This window comes from Achromobacter marplatensis, assembly GCF_049060505.1.
Lineage (GTDB): Bacteria > Pseudomonadota > Gammaproteobacteria > Burkholderiales > Burkholderiaceae_B > Achromobacter > Achromobacter marplatensis_A.
In genome coordinates, this window is the sequence record NZ_JBMGRB010000003.1 from 188,996 (window position 1) to 208,280 (window position 19,285).

Sequence of the window (19,285 nt, forward strand, 5' to 3'; positions counted from 1 at the left end):
ATAGCAAACGCGGGACGGAGCCAATACCCAGGCATCCCCCTAGCGGCGCCCGACGGGCCGCCGCCCGACGGATCGCCGCCCGACTCAGCCGCACTGGCGCTGGCGCCAGCAGTCGTAACGCCATTTCCAGGGTTGCATGGCGCCCTGCTGCACCCACAGGCCGCGGCCGGCGGCCTTGGCCTGGCGTTGCAGGTCGGGCATGGCCTTGTCGCGCAGGTAGTCGCCTTTTCTGGCGGTGTAGGCCCAGGCATAGCCGGATTCCACTTGCACGCGGTTGGCCGAACGGCCGTCTTCCAGGATCAGGGCGCACACGTCGCGGCCGTACTGGTCGCTCTCGTAGCACTGGGCCGTCAGGGTCTTGCCCGCCACCAGACTGGCCAGGTGCTTGCGCGATGCCTCGGCATAGGGCTGCCCCGGCTGCTCGGTGCCATGGCCCTCTTCCGGCGCGTCGATGCTATCCATGCGGATGCGCCGCTGGCCATCCGAGGCGCGCAGCGTGACGGTATCGCCATCGGCCACGTTAACGACGGTGCCGGTCAGCGTGTAGCTGCCTTGGGGCACGCCGCCCGCCAGCGCAGGGCCGGACGGCGTCCGCGCCGGAGCCTGAGTTTGGGTTTGGGTTTGGGTTTGGCCGGAAGCCGTCGATGCGCCGGATGCGGGCGCACGGGATTCGTCGCGCCCGGAAGGTTGCAGCCAGTTGACGATGGCGCCTGCCGCCGCGAGGATCAGGGCGACGATCAGGGCGGTCAGCTTGCTGCCGCCGCGAAAGGTAGGTTTGCCGCGCACTGGCCAGGCTCCGGATTGAAAACGCAGGAAGTGTGCCATACCCCGGACGGCTCCGGCCGTCCGGAGTGCGGAAAACAACCGCCCGCCTTATCGCCTATCGCCTATCGCCTATCCCGTATCGCCTTATAGCCAGCCCGATTTGCGGAAGCGCCAATACAGGATGGAACAGACCGACACGATGACGCCCAGGGTGACGGGATAGCCCCAAGGCGACTTCAGTTCGGGCATGAACTCGAAGTTCATGCCGTAGATACCGGCGATCGCCGTGGGCACGGCCAGGATGGCGGCCCAGGACGCCAGTTTGCGGGTGGTGTCGTTTTGCGCGGCTTGGCCGATCATCAAGCTGGCTTCAAACGCAAAGGCCAGCGACTCGCGCAAGGCGTTGAACAGTTCGTCCACACGCAGCACCCGGTCGGCCACTTCGCCGAAATAAGGGCGCGCGTGTTCGTCCACGGCCGACATCTCGACCCGGGCCAGACGGCGGCAGATCTCGGCCAACGGCGACACCACGGTGTGAATGCGCAGCAGGTCGCGCCGCTGCCGGTACAGCCGGCGAATATCGGAATCTTTCGCGCCGCGGATCAGCAGTTTCTGCTCGGCCCCTTCCACCACGCTTTCGATCTTTCCCGCGGCGGCCACATAGCGGTCGACCATCCAGTCCAGCACCTCGGAGGCCACGTAATCGCTGCCGCGCTTGAGCAGGTCGGGCGAAGCCTCCAGCCGTTCCCGCAAGGGGCTATGGGCCGCCGTGGCGCCACGGCGCACCGTGACCAGGAAGCCGTCGCCGATCAAGAGCTGGGTTTCGCCGAAGATCGGGCGTTCAGCTTCGACTTCGACGGTGATGGTCACGATAAGGACCATGTTGCCGTAGTCGATGATCTTCGGGCGGCGATGCGGTTCCAGCATCTCTTCCTGGTTCTTGCCACAGGCGCCAAGTTCGCCCGTGACCCGCGCCAGCAGTTCCGGCGTGGGATTGCGCAGGCCGATCCACAGCATGCCGGGCGGCTGGCCCTGGGGCTGGCTGTTGTATCGGCTGATGTACTTCGCCACCTCGTCGATGGGCACTTCACGGTCGCGCCGCCCGTTCACATACGCAATCGACGCAACCACCTCGCCCTTGTGGGCGTCGGCGAAATTCTCTTCAGCAGACATGGACAACCTCTGGCAATGCGCCCCCAACCGGACAACTCATAGGCATCGGCCGATGATAGCCCAGCCTAGGAGAACAGGCTTCGTACCCGTTTGGTCACGTCGATGCTGGGCGCCTGCGGTTCCTTGGGTGCGGCGTCGCCCGCCAGGCCCGGCAGCGCAGGCGGCTTGGGCAGGTGGTCGAACAGCGGCAACATCGCATTCGTGATGTAGCGCGTGCGCGAACCATAGACGTGGCGGTCGCCCATGCCCGTCTGCTGGTGCACGTAGAAGCGTTGCGGCACGATCAGTTGCAGACGTTCCTTGGCGCGGGTCATGGCCACATACAGCAGCCGGCGCTCTTCTTCGATTTCTTCGGCCGTGCCCGTGCTCATGTCGGACGGGATGCAGCCGTCCACGACGTTCAGCACATAAACGGCCTTCCATTCCTGCCCCTTGGCGGAATGGATGGTGGACAGGATCATGTAGTCTTCGTCGCGCGAAGGGGCGCCGGATTCGTCGCTGGTGGCGTCGGGCGGGTCCAGCGTCAGTTCCGTCAGGAAGCGCTCGCGCGACGGGTAGCCCGCCGCCAGCCGCACCAATTGGTCCAGATCGGTTTTACGCACCCGCGCGTCGTCGTACAGGCGTTCCAGTTGCCCGGCGTACCAGCGCAGCGCCAGGTCGACATCGGCCGGCCAGCGCAGGCCAGGGTCGCACAACGCCGCATAGGTATCGGCAAACGCGCCCCACTCTTCCTGCGCCGCGGCCCCGGACTTGAATTCGCGCAACGCGCGCAACGGTTCGGCGGACGCGGACATGGCGTCCATCAACTTGCCCGCCGTAGCCGGGCCGATGCCCGGCATCAGTTGAGCCACCCGGAACCCTGCCATGCGGCCTCGCGGGTTTTCCGCCCACCGCAGCAGGGACAGCAGGTCTTTCACGTGCGCGGCTTCCAGAAAGCGCAAGCCGCCGAACTTCACGAAGGGGATATTGCGGCGGGTCAGTTCCAGTTCAAGCGCGGCGCTGTGGCTGGCCGTGCGGAACAGCGCCGCCTGCGATTTCAGCGTGGCGCCGCCTTCGCGCTGCGCCAGCACCTGGTCGGCCACCCAGCGCGCCTGCCCGGCTTCATCGCTGACCGTCACCAATTCGGGTAATTGCGACGAAGCGCGGTCGGTCCAGAGGTCTTTGGCGAAACGTTCCGTCGCCAGGCCAATCACCGCGTTGGACGCGTTCAGGATGGGTTGGGTCGAGCGGTAGTTGCGGTCCAGCGTAATGACGCGCGCGGGCTGGGGAAACTGGCCGGGGAAGTCCAGAATGTTGCGGACCGTGGCGGCGCGGAAAGAATAGATGGACTGAGCGTCGTCGCCCACCACCGTCAGCCCGCGGCCGTCGGGCTTCATGGCCAGCAGGATGGCCGACTGCAACCGATTGGTGTCCTGGTATTCGTCGACCAGCACATGGTCGAAACGCGCGCCCACGTCGGCGGCGATGCCGGGGTCGGACATCATTTCGGCCCAATACAGCAGCAGGTCGTCGTAATCCAGCACCTGCTGATCCTGTTTGGCGGCCACATAGCCGCGGAACAGGTTCTTCAATTCGTCTTCCCATTGGGCGCACCAGGGGAAAGACGTCTTCAGCACGTCGGCTACCGGCGTCTGGCTGTTGACCACGCGCGAGTAGATGGCCAGGCACGTGCCCTTGAGCGGAAAGCGCGACTTGGTGGACGACAGGCCCTGTTCGTGCCGGACCATGCCCATAAGGTCTTCGGCGTCGCCACGATCATGGATGGTGAAGGCTTCTGACAACCCGATGCGCAGCGCGCAATCGCGCAGCAGCCGCGCGCCGATGGCGTGAAAGGTGCCGGCCCACGGCAACGACGGCGCTTGCTGCGAGCCGCGCAGGTTCATGACCCGCTGCAGCACGGACCCCACGCGACGGTCCATTTCCTGGGCCGCGCGGCGCGAAAAGGTCAGCAACAGCATGCGCTGCGGGTCGGCGCCGTTCAGGATCAGGTGGGCCACCCGGTGAGCCAAGGTGTTGGTTTTGCCCGACCCGGCCCCGGCGATGACCAGCAAGGGGCCGCCGTCGCCCGACGCGCCGCCGATGCCGAATTCGGCGGCTTCGCGCTGGGCAGGATTCAGGTCGGCCAGGGGGTCGGGGCGGCTATTGGATGGGGCGGGATTCTGATCGGGCATAACGCGTGGGAAGGGCCGCATGGAGCACAATGGCGGGCCAAATGACTGGCTATATATCCAGCTATCATAGCAGCGTGGCCGTCCGTGGCCGCCCCCGTACTCACCCGACCCTTTGCTCCATGCCCATCCTGACCGGCACCGCCTCCTGGACCGATCCCACGTTGTTGGCCTGCGGACGGTTTTACCCGCCCGGCATGCGCAGCGCCGAAGCCCGGCTGCGGTTCTACGCATCGCGCTTTCCCATGGCCGAAGTGGATTCCAGCTACTACGCCCTGCCATCGGCCGAAAACGCCTACCTGTGGGCGCAGCGCACGCCGGACGATTTTGTCTTCAATATCAAAGCCTTCCGGCTGTTCACCGGCCACCAGACGCCACTTGCCGCGTTGCCCGCGGATATCGGCCGCGAGCTGGCCGGCTGGCCGGCCCCGGTCATCTATCACGACCAGATGCCCGACGATCTGCGCGACGAGCTCTGGCGCCGGTACCAACTGGCGCTGGAGCCGCTGCGGATGCCGGGCAAACTGGGCGCGGTGCATTTCCAGTTTCCGTCCTGGATTCGGCGCGACGCGCGTGGCCGGGCGCGCGTGGCCGATTGCGCGCGCCGCATGGAAGAACACCTGATTTCGGTAGAGTTCCGGCACCGCAGCTGGTTCGAGAGCCCCGCCGCCACCGCGGACACGCTGGCGTTCGAACGCGACCTGGGCGTGGTGCACACCGTGGTGGACGCCCCCCAGGGCTTTGACAACACCGTGCCCGCCGTCTGGGAAAGCACCCACCCCGATCTGACGCTGCTACGCCTGCACGGCCGCAATGCCGCTGCATGGAACGTGTCCGGCACGGCCTCGTCGGGGCGTTTCCAATATGAATACACGGAACAGGAACTGGCCGAACTGGCCGAGCGGTTTTCGCGCCTGGCCACGCAAAGCGCGCAGGCCCACGCCGTGTTCAACACCAACTTCGAAGACCAGGGCATGCGCAACGCCGCCGCATTCGCATCCGCGCTGCTGCCATTCTGAGGAATCAGGCCGCCGCAGGCTTACGAGCCACTTCCGCCAGGCTCTCCAAGAGCACTTCGAACTTGCGCGCGATGTCGTGTTCGGGCACACAGGCATAGCCCAGCAACAGGCCCGGCCGGCGCGCTTGCGCATCGACGTAGTACCGCGACAGCGCGCGCGTCAGCACGCCTTTGCTGCGCGCCACGTCCACCACGCGCAGATCGTCCATATCCGTCGGCAGGGTCAGCACCAGATGCAGACCCGCCATGCTGGCGTCGCGGTGCAGCCATTCCGGCCCCAGCCGACGTTCGATCAGGTTCACCAGCATGGCGCGGCGTCGGCCGTACAGCATGCGCATCCGGCGGATGTGGGCCGCGTAATGGCCTTCGGCGATGAACGTCGCCAGCGCCCCGTGCGTCATCAGGTGGCCTTCGCGGTATAGCTCCGCGTGCGCCGCCTGGAAAGCCGCCGTAAGCGGCTTGGGCAGCACCAGGTAACCCACGCGCAGGCCCGGGTACAAGGTCTTGCTGAAGGTGCCCATGTAGATGACGGGCGCATCCGGCTCCAGGCCCAGCAGCGACGCGATGGGACGGCCCGAAAAACGGAATTCGCTGTCGTAGTCGTCTTCGATGATCCAGCTGCCGCATTGGCGCGCGACCGCTAACAGTTGGCGGCGTCGGGTCAGCGACATGACGGGACCGAGCGGATACTGATGCGAGGGCGTGACGAAGATGAAACGCGGCGGCGTGTCCACGGCATCCGGCAGCCGCATGCCCTCTTCGTCCACCGGCAGGTGCACCGTGCGCAGGCCGTTGACTTGCAGGATGGTGCGCGCCCCCCAATAACCCGGGTCTTCCACCCAGGCGGTTTCGCCGGCTTCGCCCAGGATGCGGGTCGTCAGGTCGATGGCCTGATGGGACCCTTCCGTGATGATGATCTGTTCGGGATCGCAATCGATGGAGCGTGTCAGCGCCAGATGCTGGGCCAGCGCCTCGCGCAGCGCCGGCAAGCCGCCGCCGTAGGCATAAGTCAGCAGATCAGGAGACGGGTTGCGCCACAGGTTGCTTACGATGCGGCCGAACTTCTTGTGCGGGAATTCCGTCAGGTCGGGCACGCCAGGCATGAAGGCGCCCCACTGATAGGGCGAGGCCGATACGCCGTCGACGATGGCCGCGCCGCGCGGCGACAGCGCCGGCCCCGGCTGCGACGCCAGCGGCTGGCGCAGCCGGCGGCCGCTGGCCAGGTAGGAATCCGGCACCGACGCGTTGACGAACGTACCGTTGCCCTGGCGGCTGCGCGTATAGCCCTCGGCCAGCAGCTGGCTGTAGACGTGAACGACGGTATTGCGGGCGATGCCCAGCTCGGCGGCCAGGTCGCGTGACGCGGGCAGGCGCGAGTCCGCCGCGATGGCCCCGTCAAGGATCGCTTCACGGATGCCGCGATACAGCCGCTTGTTCATGGGCTCGCTGGATCCGTCGGCCAAGCGCAGCAGCAGCAAGTCACCTACAATGGACCGCAATTGGTTCTACCTGTTTTATTAAAGTGGTTCCCACAAATGGGGCCATCGTAGCATTAAATAAGGTTTTTCCCGCCCACCACGTTCCCCGAGGCAGAGATGAAGAATCAGGACCTGAATACCCGCCGTTCCTTGGCCACGCCGCGTGGCGTTGGCGTCATGTGCGACTTCTACGCGGTGCGCGCCGAAAACGCGACGCTGTGGGACGCCAATGGCAAGGAATACATCGATTTCGCGGGCGGCATCGCCGTGCTGAACACGGGCCACCTGCACCCCAAGGTCAAGGCCGCCGTGTCCGCCCAGCTGGACAATTTCACGCACACGGCCTACCAGATCGTGCCGTATGAAGGCTATATCTCGCTGGCAGAGCGCATCAACCGCCTGGCCCCCATCGACGGCCTGAAGAAAACCGCCTTCTTCACGACCGGCGTCGAAGCCGTTGAAAACGCCGTCAAGATCGCACGCTCGGCCACCGGCCGTTCGGGCGTCATCGCCTTTTCGGGTTCGTTCCATGGCCGCACGATGCTGGGCATGGCGCTGACCGGCAAGGTTGCCCCCTACAAGCTGTCGTTCGGCCCCATGCCGGGCGACATCTATCACGTGCCGTTCCCCAACGGCACGCAGTCCATCACCGTCGCGGATTCGCTCAAGGCGCTGGACCTGCTGTTCAAGTGCGACATCGACCCGAAGCGCGTTGCAGCGATCATCATTGAACCGGTGCAAGGCGAAGGCGGCTTCAACATCACCCCGCCCGAACTGATGAGCGCGCTGCGCAAGGTCTGCGACGAACACGGCATCTTGCTGATCGCCGACGAAGTGCAGACCGGCTTCGGCCGCACCGGCAAGCTGTTCGCGATGGAACACCACGCGGTACAGGCCGACCTGATCACGATGGCCAAGAGCCTGGGCGGCGGCTTCCCGATCTCGGGCGTGGTCGGCCGCGCCGACGTCATGGATGGCCCGGCCGCGGGCGGCTTGGGCGGCACCTACGCCGGCAACCCGCTGGCGGTCGCCGCCGCGCATGCCGTACTGGACGTGATCGCCGAAGAAAAGCTGTGTGAACGCGCCACGGTGCTGGGCGACAAGCTGCGCGCCCACCTGGAAGGCCTGCGCGCCAAGGTGCCCGCCATCGCCGACGTGCGCGGCCTGGGCTCGATGGTGGCGGTGGAATTGAACGACGCCAGCGGCAAGCCGGACGCCGAAGCCGTCAAGCGCGTGCAAGCCCGCGCGCTGGAACAAGGCCTGATTCTGCTGAGCTGCGGCGTGTACGGCAACGTGCTTCGCTTCCTGTATCCGCTGACCATCCCCGACGCGCAGTTCGATCGCGCGCTGGTCATTCTGTCCGAAGCGCTGGCCGCTTGATGTTCAGGGCCTGAAAGCCCGATCTTCGATCAGGCAGGCATGGCAATTGCGGGCGTGCTGCGGATTACCGCCACGCCCGCAGCCGTTTCCTGCCCTTTTTCGCATTTCATTCACGGAGACTTCGATAATGACCGCATTGACCCATCCCCTGTCGCGTCCTGACCTGTTGCGCGACGCCTGCTACATCGACGGCAAGTGGGTAGGCGCCGGCAGCGGCGCATCGATCCCGGTGGACAATCCCTCCACCGGCAAGACCATCGTGTCCGTGCCCAAGCTGGGCCGCAAGGAAACGGAACAAGCCATCGCCAGCGCGCAGGCCGCCCTGCCCGCCTGGAGCGCCAAGACCGGCAAGGAGCGCGCCGCGATCCTGCTGAAGTGGGCCCAGCTGATGATGCAGAACCAGCAAGACCTGGCCGCCATCATGACGTCGGAACAAGGCAAGCCCGTCACTGAGGCTGCCGGCGAAATCGCCTATGCCGCCTCGTTCCTGGAGTGGTTCGCCGAAGAAGCCAAGCGCATCGACGGCGACGTGCTGCAAAGCCCGAAAGCCGGCCAGCGCCTGTTGGCGTTGAAGCAGCCCATCGGCGTCACCGCCGCCATCACGCCGTGGAATTTCCCGGCCGCCATGATCACCCGCAAGGTCGGCCCGGCCCTGGCTGCCGGCTGCACCATGGTCGTCAAACCCGCCCAGCAGACGCCGCTGACGGCACTGGCGCTGGCCGTGCTGGCCGAGGAAGCCGGCGTGCCGGCTGGCGTGTTCCACGTCATCACGGGCAGCTCGCGCGACATCGGCGCGGCCCTGTGCGAAAGCGAAGTGGTGCGCAAACTGAGCTTCACCGGATCCACTGAAGTCGGCCGCACGCTGATGGAACAATGCGCGCCCACCATCAAGAAGCTGTCGCTGGAATTGGGTGGCAACGCGCCCTTCATCGTGTTCGACGACGCCGACCTGGACCGCGCCGTGGACGGCATCCTGGCGTCGAAGTACCGCAACGCCGGCCAGACCTGCGTGTGCGCCAACCGCATCTACGTGCAAGCCGGCGTGTACGAGGAAATCGCCAAGCGCCTGGTGGCTAAGGTCAACGCCATGAAGGTGGGCGACGGCTTCGCCGACGGCGTGACGCAAGGCCCGCTGATCGACGCCAGCGCCGTCGAAAAGGTGCAGGAGCACATTGCGGACGCCACGTCGCACGGCGCCCGCGTGATCGCTGGCGGCAAGCCGCATGCGCTGGGCGGCACGTTCTTCGAGCCGACCGTGGTGCGCGACGTCACGCAATCCATGCGCTTCGCGACCGAAGAAACCTTCGGCCCGGTGGCGCCGCTGTTCCGCTTTGAAACGGAAGAAGAAGTCATCGGGATGGCCAACGACACCATCTTCGGCCTGGCCGCCTATTTCTTCACCCGCGACTACGCCCGCATCTGGCGCGTGTCGGAATCGCTGGAATACGGCATCGTCGGCATCAACACCGGCTTGATCTCGAACGAAGTGGGTCCGTTCGGCGGTGTGAAGCAATCCGGCCTGGGCCGCGAAGGTTCCAAGTACGGTATCGAGGAATACCTCGAGATCAAGTATCTGTGCGTCGACTTGGGCTAAATCCGTCCTCGGGGATAGGCGGGATTGCCCCGCTTATCCCCAGCAACTGTGGACAACCCGGCAGATAACTTCTGCACAGCCCGAAAAAGTCCTTTCGTTCCAGTGACTTGCGAAACGCGATCAAATGCCGCTCAGGCATGATAGATTTGCGCGTTCCCTGGACGAGTCAGTATGAGCAGAACGTTTACCCGCGAGGACACCCGCAAGCTTGCCGCCGTGCTGGCCGAAACCGCCCTGGCGGAGGTCATGCCACGCTACCGCAACCTGCCGGACGGGTCGGTCCGCAGCAAGAGTTCACCGCGCGACCTGGTGACCGACGCGGACGAGGCGGCCGAACGCCTCATCGCCGCCCGGTTGACCAAGCTGCACCCCGGCGCCGTGCTGATCGGCGAAGAAGCCTCCGCGCGCAATCCCGCCCTGCTGAACATGCTGGTGGACGCCGATCTGGCCTTCCTGATCGACCCCATCGATGGCACCCGCAACTATGTCGCCGGCCTGCCGCTGTTCGGCATGATGATCGCGGCGTGCCACCGCGGCGATGTGATCGCCGGCGTCATCTATGATCCGGTCAACCGCGACAGCGCGCTGGCCGTGCGCGGCGAAGGCGCCTGGATGGAATATGAAAACGGCCGGCAAGCGCCGCTGACCGTCGCCAGCCCCGCGCGCCCCGAGGACATGGACGGCCTGATCGCCACCGGCGCCCTGCCCGAGCCGCTGCGCACCCTGGTCAACGGTAATCTGTCGCGCCTGGGCAGCACCGCGTCGCTGCGCTGCGCCGCGCATGAATACCGGATGCTGGCAGCGGGCCATTGCCATGTGGCGCTCTACAACCAATTGACGGCCTGGGACCACGCGGCAGGCTGGCTGCTGCACCGGGAAGCCGGGGGCTACGCCGCCCGCTTCGATGGATCGCCGTACAAGCCCACGCACCGCACGGGCGGACTGCTTTACGCGCCCGACGCCGGCAGTTGGCATGCCGCCCGCAAAGCGTTGCTGGGCGACGGCATCGAGGCCGACGAAACCTGAACGACGGGGGTTATCCCTAGGAATTATCCACAGTTCCTGTGGACAACCCTATGGAAAGGTCTGTAACAGCGCGAAAAATCCCTTACAGGGCAAGCACTTGCTTAGACCGGTCAAAAACCGGCCGGCAAAAACCGTGCCTAGAGGGCGTCCAGCGCCACCGCGCAAGGCTGTTCCACCTTCAAGGTAAGTAGCGGATCCGCCCGGGTACGACCCAGATTGATGGCGGCGATCGGCATGCCGTTGCGGGAGGCCGCCGTAACGAAGCGGTAGCCCGAATACACCATCAGCGATGACCCGACCACCAGCACCGCGTCGGCGCTCATCAGGCCGGCATTGGCCCGGTCGACGCGGTCGCGGGGTACGGTTTCACCGAAAAAAACCACGTCCGGCTTGACGACGCCGCCGCAGCGCGGACAGGGCGGGACCGTGAACCGCGAGAAATCCTCGCCGTCCAGATCCGCGTCGCCGTCGGGCGCATCGGTGGCATCCAACGAAGTCCATTCCGGATTGCCGTGCTGCAGTTCATCTTGCCAAGCCTGACGGCCGCCGCGCCAATCGCAATTCATGCAGCGCACCTCGTCCAGCCGGCCATGCAGGTCCACGACTTCGCGGCTGCCTGCGGCTTCATGCAGCCCATCGACATTCTGCGTGACTAGCACGGTGACGTGGCCGTGCGATTCCAGACGTGCCAGCGCGCGGTGCGAATCATTGGGCTTGACGCTGCCGAAGCGCCGCCACCCGACCATGCTGCGGGCCCAGTAGCGCGCCCGCGCAAGGTCGTCGCCCATGAACGTCTGCAGGGTCATGGGCGGCTTGCGCTTCCATTCGCCTTCGGTGTCGCGGTAGTCGGGGATGCCCGAGTCGGTGCTGACACCCGCCCCCGTCAGGACGAACAGCCGCGGGTGGCGGTCGATAAAGCCGCGCAGCGCGGCCAGATCCGAGACTCGTGTATCCATCCTGACTCCTCTGTTCTGGCCGTCCGCCCCGGCGGCGCCACGCGCGTGAAGGCGGCGTTCAGCCGCCCAGGCCGCAATCCGGCATGTCGCTGACCAGGCTGGCCTGCGTGACGTTGCTGCCCGGCGCCACGCTGCGCGTCAGCCAGACATTGCCGCCGATGGTCGACCCCTTGCCGATCGTGACGCGGCCCAGGATCGTGGCGCCAGCGTAGATCACGACATCATCTTCAATCAACGGGTGGCGCGGCAGGCCCTTTTTGAGCTCGCCGTTTTCGCCGGGCGGGAAGCGCTTGGCGCCCAGCGTCACCATCTGGTAGAGCCGCACGCGGTCACCGATGATGGCGGTTTCGCCGATGACGACGCCCGTGCCGTGGTCGATGAAGAAGCTGCGGCCGATGGTGGCGCCGGGATGGATATCGATGCCGGTATCGGCATGCGCGATCTCGGCCACGATGCGGGCCAGCATCGGCACGTTCAGGCGATACAGGACGTTGGCCAGGCGGTGATGGATCATCGCCGCCACGCCGGGATAGCACAGCAGCACTTCGTCCACGCTGTGCGCGGCCGGATCGCCTTGATAGGCCGCCGTCACGTCCAGGTCGAGCGCGGCGCGCACGCGTGGCAGCTCGGCGCCGAACTGGCGCACGATCTCGATGGCGCGCCGCTGGGTCTCGGCCGGGTCCACGTGTTCATGGCGGCCGACGTACTGCAGTTCCAGACAGACCTGATGCAGCAACGCATCCAGCGCGGCGCCGATGGTGTGCCCGACATAGAAGTCTTCGACTTCTTCGCGCAAGTCGATCGGCCCCAGGCGCATCGGGAACAAGGCGCCACAGAGGTCTTTGATGATCTGGCGCAGGCTTTCCTGCGACGGGAATTCGCGCAAGCCCGAATCTTCACGCAGGCGGCCGCGCGGGCCGCGCCACGCGACACGCGCTTCGCGCAGGCCGGACACGATGCTGTCCAGGTTCCAGTGGGCCGGCGGCAAATAGGACGGCCCGCTCATTGCCGCGGCTCCGGCAAGGCGCCGCTAGGCCCGGCATACGAATGGAATTCAAACATGGGAGTGCCTCACTGACGGTGCAGGGCCCGGCCGGCCAGGCCGCCGGGCCATGTTGCTACGCAATAATCCCGTCAACTGTAACCGCTCACGCCCTTTTTCCGTAACCCTTCCGACATGGCATTGGGGTTATGCGGCGGCCTTCCCGCGCCCTGGCGGTTCATAAGCGGGTTGCGCCTGGGCGGGCCGTTCGCCGGCTGGCCGCGCATCGCCGGGCGCCTCGTAGCCTTGCGGATTGCCTTGCTGCCAGCGCCAACCGTCCGCGCACATGGCGGCCACGTCGTGCGTGCTGCGCCAGCCCAGCAGGGACGCCGCCAACGCCGGGTCGGCCCACATCCGCTCGATGTCGCCAGGCCGCCGCGCCTGTGCGCGCACGGGGATGCGGCAGCCATTGACCTGTTCGAAGGTCCGTACCAGCTCCAGCACGCTGGTGCCCTGCCCGGTTCCCAGATTCACCGCGACAAAGCCCGGATGCCCCTCGGAATACGCCAGGGCCTGGACATGGCCCTGCGCCAGGTCCATCACATGCAGATAGTCGCGCACACCCGTGCCGTCGGCCGTCGCGTAGTCGTCTCCGAACACGCGCAGGAACGGCTGCCGGCCCACCGCCACCTGGGTGATGAAGGGAAACAGGTTGTTGGGCAGGTCACGCGGGCTCTCGCCGATCACGCCGCTGGGGTGCGCGCCGATGGGATTGAAGTAGCGCAGCGTGACCGCGCTGAAGGCGGGGTCCGCCGTGCAGACATCGCGCAGCATCTCTTCCACCATCCATTTCGTGCGGCCATAGGGGTTGGTGGGCGCCAGCGGGTGCGTCTCGGTAAAGGGCAAGTAGCGCGGTTCGCCATAGACGGTGGCCGACGAACTGAACACCATCCGCGCGACGCCGGTGTCGCGCATGGCGCGCAGCAGGGCCAACGATCCCGCCACATTGTTGTCGTAGTACTTCAGCGGGTCCGCCACCGATTCCCCGACCGCCTTGCAGCCCGCCAAGTGCAACACCGCGTGCACCGGTTCGCCCCGTGCCGCGGCCCCGGCCAGCACCGATTCCATCAGGCCAGGGGTGCGGATATCGCCCTCTATCAACGGGATCGGGACGCCGCACAGGCGTTCGACACGGCGCACGGCCTCGCGGCTGCCGTTGCTGAAATTATCCAGCACCTGCGGCCGCTGGCCCGCCGCCAGCATCGCGACCAGCGTGTGCGTGCCGATGTAGCCCGCACCGCCCGTCACCAGCACATTCAGCTCTGGCATGCCCGCCCCCCGTCAAAGATGTGCCGCCATGCCCGGCACCCACGCATGCCGCGAACGCGGCGCCTGCGCATGGCCGCGATAGCGGTCGATCCAGTACGACGTGGACGCGTCATGGCCCCAATCCACCACCCCGGCCGACACCGGAACCGCCAGTTCTCGTTCGATACCGGTGGCCAGGCGCTTGCCCAGTTCCACGCCCCATTGGTCGAAGGGATTGATGCCCCACACCACGCTTTGCACGAACACCTTGTGTTCGTAGAGGGCCAGCAGCGCGCCCAGCCCGCGCGGGTCCAGCTGGCGCAGGACGATCAAGGTCGACGGCCGCCCGCCCGGATGCACCATGTGCTGTGCGAGGCTTAGCGCGCGTTCCTGGTCATCGATATGCGCCACGTCCAGCAACGCCTCTTCGAGGCACTTGCCGCGTAGCAGCGCCTGCCGCTGCGCCAGGCAATTTGCCAGCAGCATGCGATGCGCATCGGGGCTGTCGGCATGGCCTTGCAGGCTGGCGATGAAGTCGACCGGCGCGCCATCCTCGCTCTGGTGCAACCATTGGAAGAACGTATGCTGCCCGTCGGTGCCGGGCATGCCCCAGATGATGGGCGCCGTGGGCACGCCGACGGCCGCGCCGTCGCCCGCCACGCGCTTGCCCAGCGACTCCATTTCCAGCTGCTGCAAGTACGTCACCAGATGCAGCAACCGCGCGCTGTACGCGGCGATGTTCAACGAGTTGTGGCCCAGCACGCTGCAATTCACCAGACCGGCCAACGCCAGTTGAATCGGCGCATTGGAGGCGAACGGCGCCTGCTGGAAATGCTGGTCCATGGCTTCGGCGCCCGCCCGCATGCCGATCAGCACATCGGCGCCCACCGTCAACGCGATCGACAGCCCGGCGACCGACCAGACGGAATAGCGTCCGCCGACCCAGTCGCACATCCTGAACACCTGGCAGGCCGGCACGCCCAGGGCCCGCGCGGCGGGCGCATTCGCGGTGACCGCGGCCAGGTGTTCGGACACGTCCGTCACGCCGCCTTGCTTTAGCCAGGCAATGGCGGCCCGCGCGTTATGCAGGGTCTCGGATGTCGTGAAGGATTTTGACGACACCACGACCAGGCAGCGGCGCGGGTCCAGCCCCGCCACGGCGTCATGAAACGCATGGCCGTCGATGTTGGACACGAAACGGATCTGACGCCGTTGCGACGGGCCGCCGAACGCCTGAATGGCCAACCGGGGGCCCCAGTCGCTGCCGCCGATGCCGATATGCAGCACCGTGGAAAAATCCGCGGTCTGGTCCACCTTGCGGACGAAATCGGTCATGCGTGAGTACTCGCAGACGGAATCCGCATCCTGGCCGTCCGGCTGCTCGCGGGTGCGGCCGGCGCGCAACGCCGTATGCCACGCCGGTTTGCCTTCAGTCCAGTTGACCGGGTCACCCGAGAACAGGGCGTGGCGCGCGTCCGCCAACCCGCGCGCCTGCAGCAGGTTCAGCGCCGCCGCTTCCAAAGCCGGGGACTGCCGCTGCATGGTCAAGTCCACGCACAATCCCGCCGCCTCGATCACTTTCAACGTGCCGGCATCCAATCCGGCGCTTTGCGCGGCTTGCGCGAATGCCAGCCACTCCGGGCTGTGCGCCAAGCCGGAGTTCGCCCTTAACGCCTCAATCGCATAGTTGGCCTTACCCATCGCGTGATGCTCCTTAGAACGGTAAACGAACGTGAGGTGCAATGCGCCGGAACGCTTTGCGGAAGTCCTCCTCGATACGGGCCAATGCGGCCACGGTGTCTCCTTCAAAACGCAAAACCACCGTCGGCGTGGTGTTGGACGGACGCGCCAGGCCGAAGCCGTCGGCATAATCCACCCGGACGCCATCCAGGTCGTTGATGGAGATAGCGCCAGGGAATTCCCCCTGTGCGCGCAACGTCTCCACCAGTTCGAACTGTTCGCCTTCGGCGGTGTCCAGCTTGATCTCAGGGGTGGCGCAGGATTGCGGCAGGCTTTCCAGCAAAGCCGACGGGTCCGGCGCCGATGACAGGATTTCCAACAGCCGGGCGGCGGCATAGATGCCGTCGTCAAAGCCATACCAGCGCTCTTTGAAGAACATGTGGCCGCTCATTTCTCCGGCAAGCAGGGCCCCCGTCTCGCGCATCTTGGCCTTGATCAGCGAATGGCCGGTCTTCCACATGGTGGCCCGCCCCCCCGCCTCGACGATGGCGCGCGCCACATGCCGGCTGCACTTGACGTCGTAGATGATTTCGGCGCCCGGATTGCGCTCCAGCACATCACGCGCGAAAAGGATCAGTTGACGATCCGGCCAGATGATCTGGCCCGACTTCGTCACCACGCCCAGCCGGTCGCCGTCGCCGTCGAACGCCAGACCCACTTCGCAGTCGGAATAGCGCAGGCAATAGATCAGATCCTGCAGGTTTTGCGGATCGGCCGGGTCGGGATGATGGCCGGGGAACGAGCCGTCCACTTCGCAAAACAGTTCTGTCACTTCGCAGCCCAACGCGCGGAACAACGCCGGCGCCACCGCGCCCGCGACCCCGCTGCCGCAGTCGATGGCGATCTTCATCGGGCGCGCCATGCGGATGTCGCCCAGCAGGCGGGCCGCGTAACAAGGCTGGATCTGCATTTGCGTGCGCCCGCCCGACACGGCCGCGGATTCGATCGGTTGCCGCATCGCGTCGCGCAGGGCCGTGATGCCTTCGCCGTACAGCGAAGCGCCTTCCAGCACAATCTTGAAGCCGTTGTGCGCCGGCGGGTTGTGGCTGCCCGTCACGGCGATGCCGGCGCCCGTGTCCATCAGGCGCGTGGCGAAATACACCATCGGCGTGGTGGCCATGCCGATGTCGATGACGTGCATGCCCGCCGAGCGCAGCCCCGCTTGCAGCGCGGCCGCCAGCTCCACGCTGCTGATCCGGCCATCGCGGCCCACCACGATCGACCGCGCGCCCTGCTGCCGCGCCTGCGTCCCCGCCGCCATGCCCAAGCTGTGGGCGAAGCGCGCATCAATTTCGTCCGGCACCGTGCCGCGTATGTCGTAAGCCTTGAAAACCGCATCCAGAATTTGCGGGGTGTCCCAGCCAAAAGTTCCGTGCATGCCAGTTTCTCCGGGTGGCGTTACTTGGGACCGTTCTGTTTGAAATCGCCGTAATACGCCGCACGGGAATACCGATAGTTCCCATACTTGGATCTAAAGCCGAAACGCTCAGGCATCAGCTTGAGCCCGTTGAACAACACGCCATCCACCGGCGCACCCGCCTGGATCAACCGTTTGGCCGTTTCGCGGATCTCGCCCACCGTGTTCATCCCGGAACGCACGACCACCATGACCGCCGCCGCGTGCGTGCCCACCACCGCCGCGTCAGGCGACGACAGCACGGGCGCCGTATCCAGAATCACCATGTCGTACTGCGACGCCAGTTCGCGCAGGGTCGCGCCGAACACCGGCGACGCCAACAGCTCTGAAGGATCGAAAGTCACCGCGCCGGTGGCGATGAAATCCACCCCTTCGGACACGCTGTGCTTTCTGACCCGCGTCAGCGGAATCGTGCCCGAGAGCACTTCGAACAAGCCGTCTTCCTTGGGTACGCCGAAGTAGCGGTTGAGCTGGCCCTTGCGGAAGTCGGCGTCGATCAACAGCACGCGCTTGCCCACGCCGCCCTGGATGAAGGCGAAGTTGGCCGACAGGAACGACTTGCCCACGCCCGCCACCGGGCCGGTGAACATGACCATGTTGTTGGCGGACTGGCGCAGCGACGCCTGCAGCACATTGCGGAAGGAACGCAGGCTTTCGATGGGCGGCGCGTTGCCCTGGCTTTGCGCCAGCAGCGCAGGCACCGTTGCGTTCTTGCGGCGGCTGCGGCGCCACAATTTGTCCTGCATGTCGCTGTACGGAATGGCCGCCAGCACAGGCAGCCCCGTATAACGCTCGACATCATCGGGTTCCGACAGCCCGCCGAACAGCGCGTTGCGGACGAACGCGCACAGCATGCCGAAGATCAGGCCGATGACCGTAGCCACGCCGAGGATGATCGCGGCCTTGGGGCGCACGGGGCGGTCGGGTTGCACGGCCGCGTCCAGGATGCGCACGTTGCCCACCTTGCCCGCGCGGATCAGGCGCAGCTGCTGGGCGTTATTCAACAAGCCGGTGTAGAGCTCGGTGTTGACGCGCACGTCGCGCACCAGCCGCACGACGTCCTGCTCCAGATCGGGCAACTGTTTGATGTTGTTGCCGATGCGGCTGACGTCGCCGGACAGCGAGGTGATCTGGCGGTCAATGGCCACGATGCTGGGATGGGTCGGCGCAAAGCGCGTGATCAGCTCCTGCCGCTTGGAGCGCAGTTCCATCACCTTGGTCTGCGCATCCACCGATTGCGCCAGGATCAACTTGGCCTCTTCGCTCAGGTCGATCGTGCCGCGCTTGTTGCGCAAGGTGTTGTACTTGGTCTCGGCCGCGTCCAGTTCTCCCTTCAAGATAGGCAGCTGCTGCTCCAGGAACGTCAGCGACTTCTCGGCCTGGGCCGACTTGCGGTTCACGTTCTGCTGCACGTATTCCTGGCCAATCTGGTTCAGCACCGCGGTCGTCAGCGCAGGATCGTTTCCTTCCAGCGTGACGCCGATCACGCCGGAGGCGCGGCCGCGCTCGAAGATGCCCAGATGCGACTGCACGTCTTCGATGGCCGCCAGGCGCGAACTGCGCGACACCGTGAATTCGGTGCCGGGACGGCCGGACAATGCGTCGATATGCACGTCCATCGCGCCGCCGCCGGGCAACATGAAATGCTCGGGCTTGCCGACCGTGCCGTTGAACGTGGCGCCCGTGAACTTGTCTGCCAGCGTGTAGCGGCCTTCGCCCAGCGTGGTCACGCGAAAGGGCTTGCCCAGCCATTCGTTGGGCACGTCCAACTGCGAGATCGCGATGGACTCCCCGCCCCACGCGTATCCACCGCGCGGCAAGATGGACGGATACGGCAAGGCTTCATAGCGCTGCGCCAACCATTCGCCCACGACGGGGAAATAGCGCGGCTTCGCATGGATGTAGAGCAGGAACTTGTCGACCGCCGGGCCCACAACCATGCGCGAACGCAACACTTCCATTTCACCGGAGGTTTCGGCCTTGGTGTCGAACATGGCCGATACATCGCCCAGCAGGCTGCGCGCCTGGCCATTGGGCATTTCCTCTTCGACCTGGACGATGATGTCGGCTGAATAGACCGACGGGGTCACCATCACATAGGCCAGCGCGCCGACGAAGGCGAGCAACGTGATCGCGATGATCATCCACCGGTTCGACACGATGGCGTCCACATGCGAGGACAGCGGGGTTTCCTGCTGGCGAGCCGGGACGTTCGGCTCGAATGATTCGATGGGCAACGACATGCAGCTCTCCAGACGTGGGCGCCGCCGCGGTTGCGGC

At 65.9% G+C, this 19,285-nt stretch carries 14 protein-coding genes; 4 read left to right on the top strand and 10 right to left on the bottom strand.

Annotated features, from left to right (window positions below):
- Nucleotides 1–84: 84 nt before the first annotated feature.
- The 3 genes from ACI0FO_RS09060 to ACI0FO_RS09070 all read right to left on the bottom strand — a co-directional run bounded on the left by ACI0FO_RS09060 (nucleotide 85) and on the right by ACI0FO_RS09070 (nucleotide 4,109).
- Nucleotides 85–786, bottom strand: a complete 702-nt coding sequence (locus ACI0FO_RS09060) for a thermonuclease family protein (protein ID WP_416025971.1) — start codon at nucleotides 784–786, stop codon at nucleotides 85–87.
- Nucleotides 787–909: 123 nt separating this feature from the next.
- On the bottom strand, nucleotides 910–1,938 hold the full coding sequence (locus ACI0FO_RS09065; RefSeq protein ID WP_416025973.1) for a magnesium and cobalt transport protein CorA: 1,029 nt from the start codon (nucleotides 1,936–1,938) through the stop codon (nucleotides 910–912).
- A gap of 65 nt (nucleotides 1,939–2,003) precedes the next feature.
- Nucleotides 2,004–4,109 (bottom strand): ATP-dependent helicase, encoded by a 2,106-nt coding sequence (locus ACI0FO_RS09070; protein ID WP_416025975.1) that lies wholly within the window; start codon nucleotides 4,107–4,109, stop codon nucleotides 2,004–2,006.
- Nucleotides 4,110–4,228: 119 nt separating this feature from the next.
- Here ACI0FO_RS09070 and ACI0FO_RS09075 point away from each other — a divergent pair, with 119 nt between their 5' ends.
- The gene (locus ACI0FO_RS09075; RefSeq protein ID WP_416025976.1) at nucleotides 4,229–5,125 is read left to right on the top strand and encodes a DUF72 domain-containing protein; all 897 of its coding nucleotides are present in this window, start codon (nucleotides 4,229–4,231) and stop codon (nucleotides 5,123–5,125) included.
- 4 nt (nucleotides 5,126–5,129) lie between these two features.
- On the opposite strand, the gene ACI0FO_RS09080 is transcribed toward ACI0FO_RS09075, so the two are convergent.
- Nucleotides 5,130–6,623 (bottom strand): PLP-dependent aminotransferase family protein, encoded by a 1,494-nt coding sequence (locus ACI0FO_RS09080; protein WP_416025978.1) that lies wholly within the window; start codon nucleotides 6,621–6,623, stop codon nucleotides 5,130–5,132.
- A gap of 96 nt (nucleotides 6,624–6,719) precedes the next feature.
- On the opposite strand from ACI0FO_RS09080, the gene ACI0FO_RS09085 reads away from it, so the two are divergent.
- The 3 genes from ACI0FO_RS09085 to ACI0FO_RS09095 all read left to right on the top strand — a co-directional run bounded on the left by ACI0FO_RS09085 (nucleotide 6,720) and on the right by ACI0FO_RS09095 (nucleotide 10,602).
- Nucleotides 6,720–7,982: a 4-aminobutyrate--2-oxoglutarate transaminase gene (locus ACI0FO_RS09085; RefSeq protein ID WP_105556598.1), complete on the top strand. Its 1,263-nt coding sequence runs from the start codon at nucleotides 6,720–6,722 to the stop codon at nucleotides 7,980–7,982.
- Between the two features lie 127 nt (nucleotides 7,983–8,109).
- Nucleotides 8,110–9,576 carry an NAD-dependent succinate-semialdehyde dehydrogenase gene (locus ACI0FO_RS09090; RefSeq protein WP_416025979.1) on the top strand — a complete coding sequence of 489 codons (1,467 nt, stop codon included), beginning with the start codon at nucleotides 8,110–8,112 and terminating at the stop codon, nucleotides 9,574–9,576.
- 171 nt (nucleotides 9,577–9,747) lie between these two features.
- The gene (locus ACI0FO_RS09095; RefSeq protein WP_416025980.1) at nucleotides 9,748–10,602 is read left to right on the top strand and encodes an inositol monophosphatase family protein; all 855 of its coding nucleotides are present in this window, start codon (nucleotides 9,748–9,750) and stop codon (nucleotides 10,600–10,602) included.
- Nucleotides 10,603–10,739: 137 nt separating this feature from the next.
- On the opposite strand, the gene ACI0FO_RS09100 is transcribed toward ACI0FO_RS09095, so the two are convergent.
- The 6 genes from ACI0FO_RS09100 to ACI0FO_RS09125 all read right to left on the bottom strand — a co-directional run bounded on the left by ACI0FO_RS09100 (nucleotide 10,740) and on the right by ACI0FO_RS09125 (nucleotide 19,248).
- Nucleotides 10,740–11,558 (bottom strand): NAD-dependent protein deacetylase, encoded by an 819-nt coding sequence (locus ACI0FO_RS09100; protein WP_416025982.1) that lies wholly within the window; start codon nucleotides 11,556–11,558, stop codon nucleotides 10,740–10,742.
- A 58-nt stretch (nucleotides 11,559–11,616) separates the two neighbouring features.
- Nucleotides 11,617–12,564 (bottom strand): serine O-acetyltransferase EpsC, encoded by a 948-nt coding sequence (gene epsC, locus ACI0FO_RS09105; protein ID WP_169273693.1) that lies wholly within the window; start codon nucleotides 12,562–12,564, stop codon nucleotides 11,617–11,619.
- Between the two features lie 183 nt (nucleotides 12,565–12,747).
- Nucleotides 12,748–13,869, bottom strand: a complete 1,122-nt coding sequence (gene galE, locus ACI0FO_RS09110) for a UDP-glucose 4-epimerase GalE (protein WP_416025984.1) — start codon at nucleotides 13,867–13,869, stop codon at nucleotides 12,748–12,750.
- 12 nt (nucleotides 13,870–13,881) lie between these two features.
- Nucleotides 13,882–15,549, bottom strand: coding sequence for a glucose-6-phosphate isomerase (pgi, locus tag ACI0FO_RS09115; protein ID WP_416025986.1), 1,668 nt, complete (start codon nucleotides 15,547–15,549; stop codon nucleotides 13,882–13,884).
- Nucleotides 15,550–15,562: 13 nt separating this feature from the next.
- The gene (locus ACI0FO_RS09120) at nucleotides 15,563–16,966 is read right to left on the bottom strand and encodes a phosphomannomutase/phosphoglucomutase (protein WP_416025988.1); all 1,404 of its coding nucleotides are present in this window, start codon (nucleotides 16,964–16,966) and stop codon (nucleotides 15,563–15,565) included.
- A 20-nt stretch (nucleotides 16,967–16,986) separates the two neighbouring features.
- Nucleotides 16,987–19,248: a GNVR domain-containing protein gene (locus tag ACI0FO_RS09125; RefSeq protein ID WP_416025990.1), complete on the bottom strand. Its 2,262-nt coding sequence runs from the start codon at nucleotides 19,246–19,248 to the stop codon at nucleotides 16,987–16,989.
- Between the last annotated feature and the right edge of the window lie 37 nt (nucleotides 19,249–19,285).

Excerpts from the sequence above, each read along its gene's own strand:
- ACI0FO_RS09100 (WP_416025982.1), bottom strand. The coding sequence starts at position 11,558 with ATGGATACACGAGTCTCGGATCTGGCCGCGCTGCGCGGCTTTATCGAC.
- ACI0FO_RS09065 (WP_416025973.1), bottom strand. The coding sequence starts at position 1,938 with ATGTCTGCTGAAGAGAATTTCGCCGACGCCCACAAGGGCGAGGTGGTT.
- ACI0FO_RS09085 (WP_105556598.1), top strand. The coding sequence starts at position 6,720 with ATGAAGAATCAGGACCTGAATACCCGCCGTTCCTTGGCCACGCCGCGT.
- ACI0FO_RS09120 (WP_416025988.1), bottom strand. The coding sequence starts at position 16,966 with ATGCACGGAACTTTTGGCTGGGACACCCCGCAAATTCTGGATGCGGTT.
- ACI0FO_RS09075 (WP_416025976.1), top strand. The coding sequence starts at position 4,229 with ATGCCCATCCTGACCGGCACCGCCTCCTGGACCGATCCCACGTTGTTG.
- galE (WP_416025984.1), bottom strand. The coding sequence starts at position 13,869 with ATGCCAGAGCTGAATGTGCTGGTGACGGGCGGTGCGGGCTACATCGGC.
- ACI0FO_RS09095 (WP_416025980.1), top strand. The coding sequence starts at position 9,748 with ATGAGCAGAACGTTTACCCGCGAGGACACCCGCAAGCTTGCCGCCGTG.
- ACI0FO_RS09090 (WP_416025979.1), top strand. The coding sequence starts at position 8,110 with ATGACCGCATTGACCCATCCCCTGTCGCGTCCTGACCTGTTGCGCGAC.
- pgi (WP_416025986.1), bottom strand. The coding sequence starts at position 15,549 with ATGGGTAAGGCCAACTATGCGATTGAGGCGTTAAGGGCGAACTCCGGC.
- ACI0FO_RS09070 (WP_416025975.1), bottom strand. The coding sequence starts at position 4,109 with ATGCCCGATCAGAATCCCGCCCCATCCAATAGCCGCCCCGACCCCCTG.
- epsC (WP_169273693.1), bottom strand. The coding sequence starts at position 12,564 with ATGAGCGGGCCGTCCTATTTGCCGCCGGCCCACTGGAACCTGGACAGC.
- ACI0FO_RS09125 (WP_416025990.1), bottom strand. The coding sequence starts at position 19,248 with ATGTCGTTGCCCATCGAATCATTCGAGCCGAACGTCCCGGCTCGCCAG.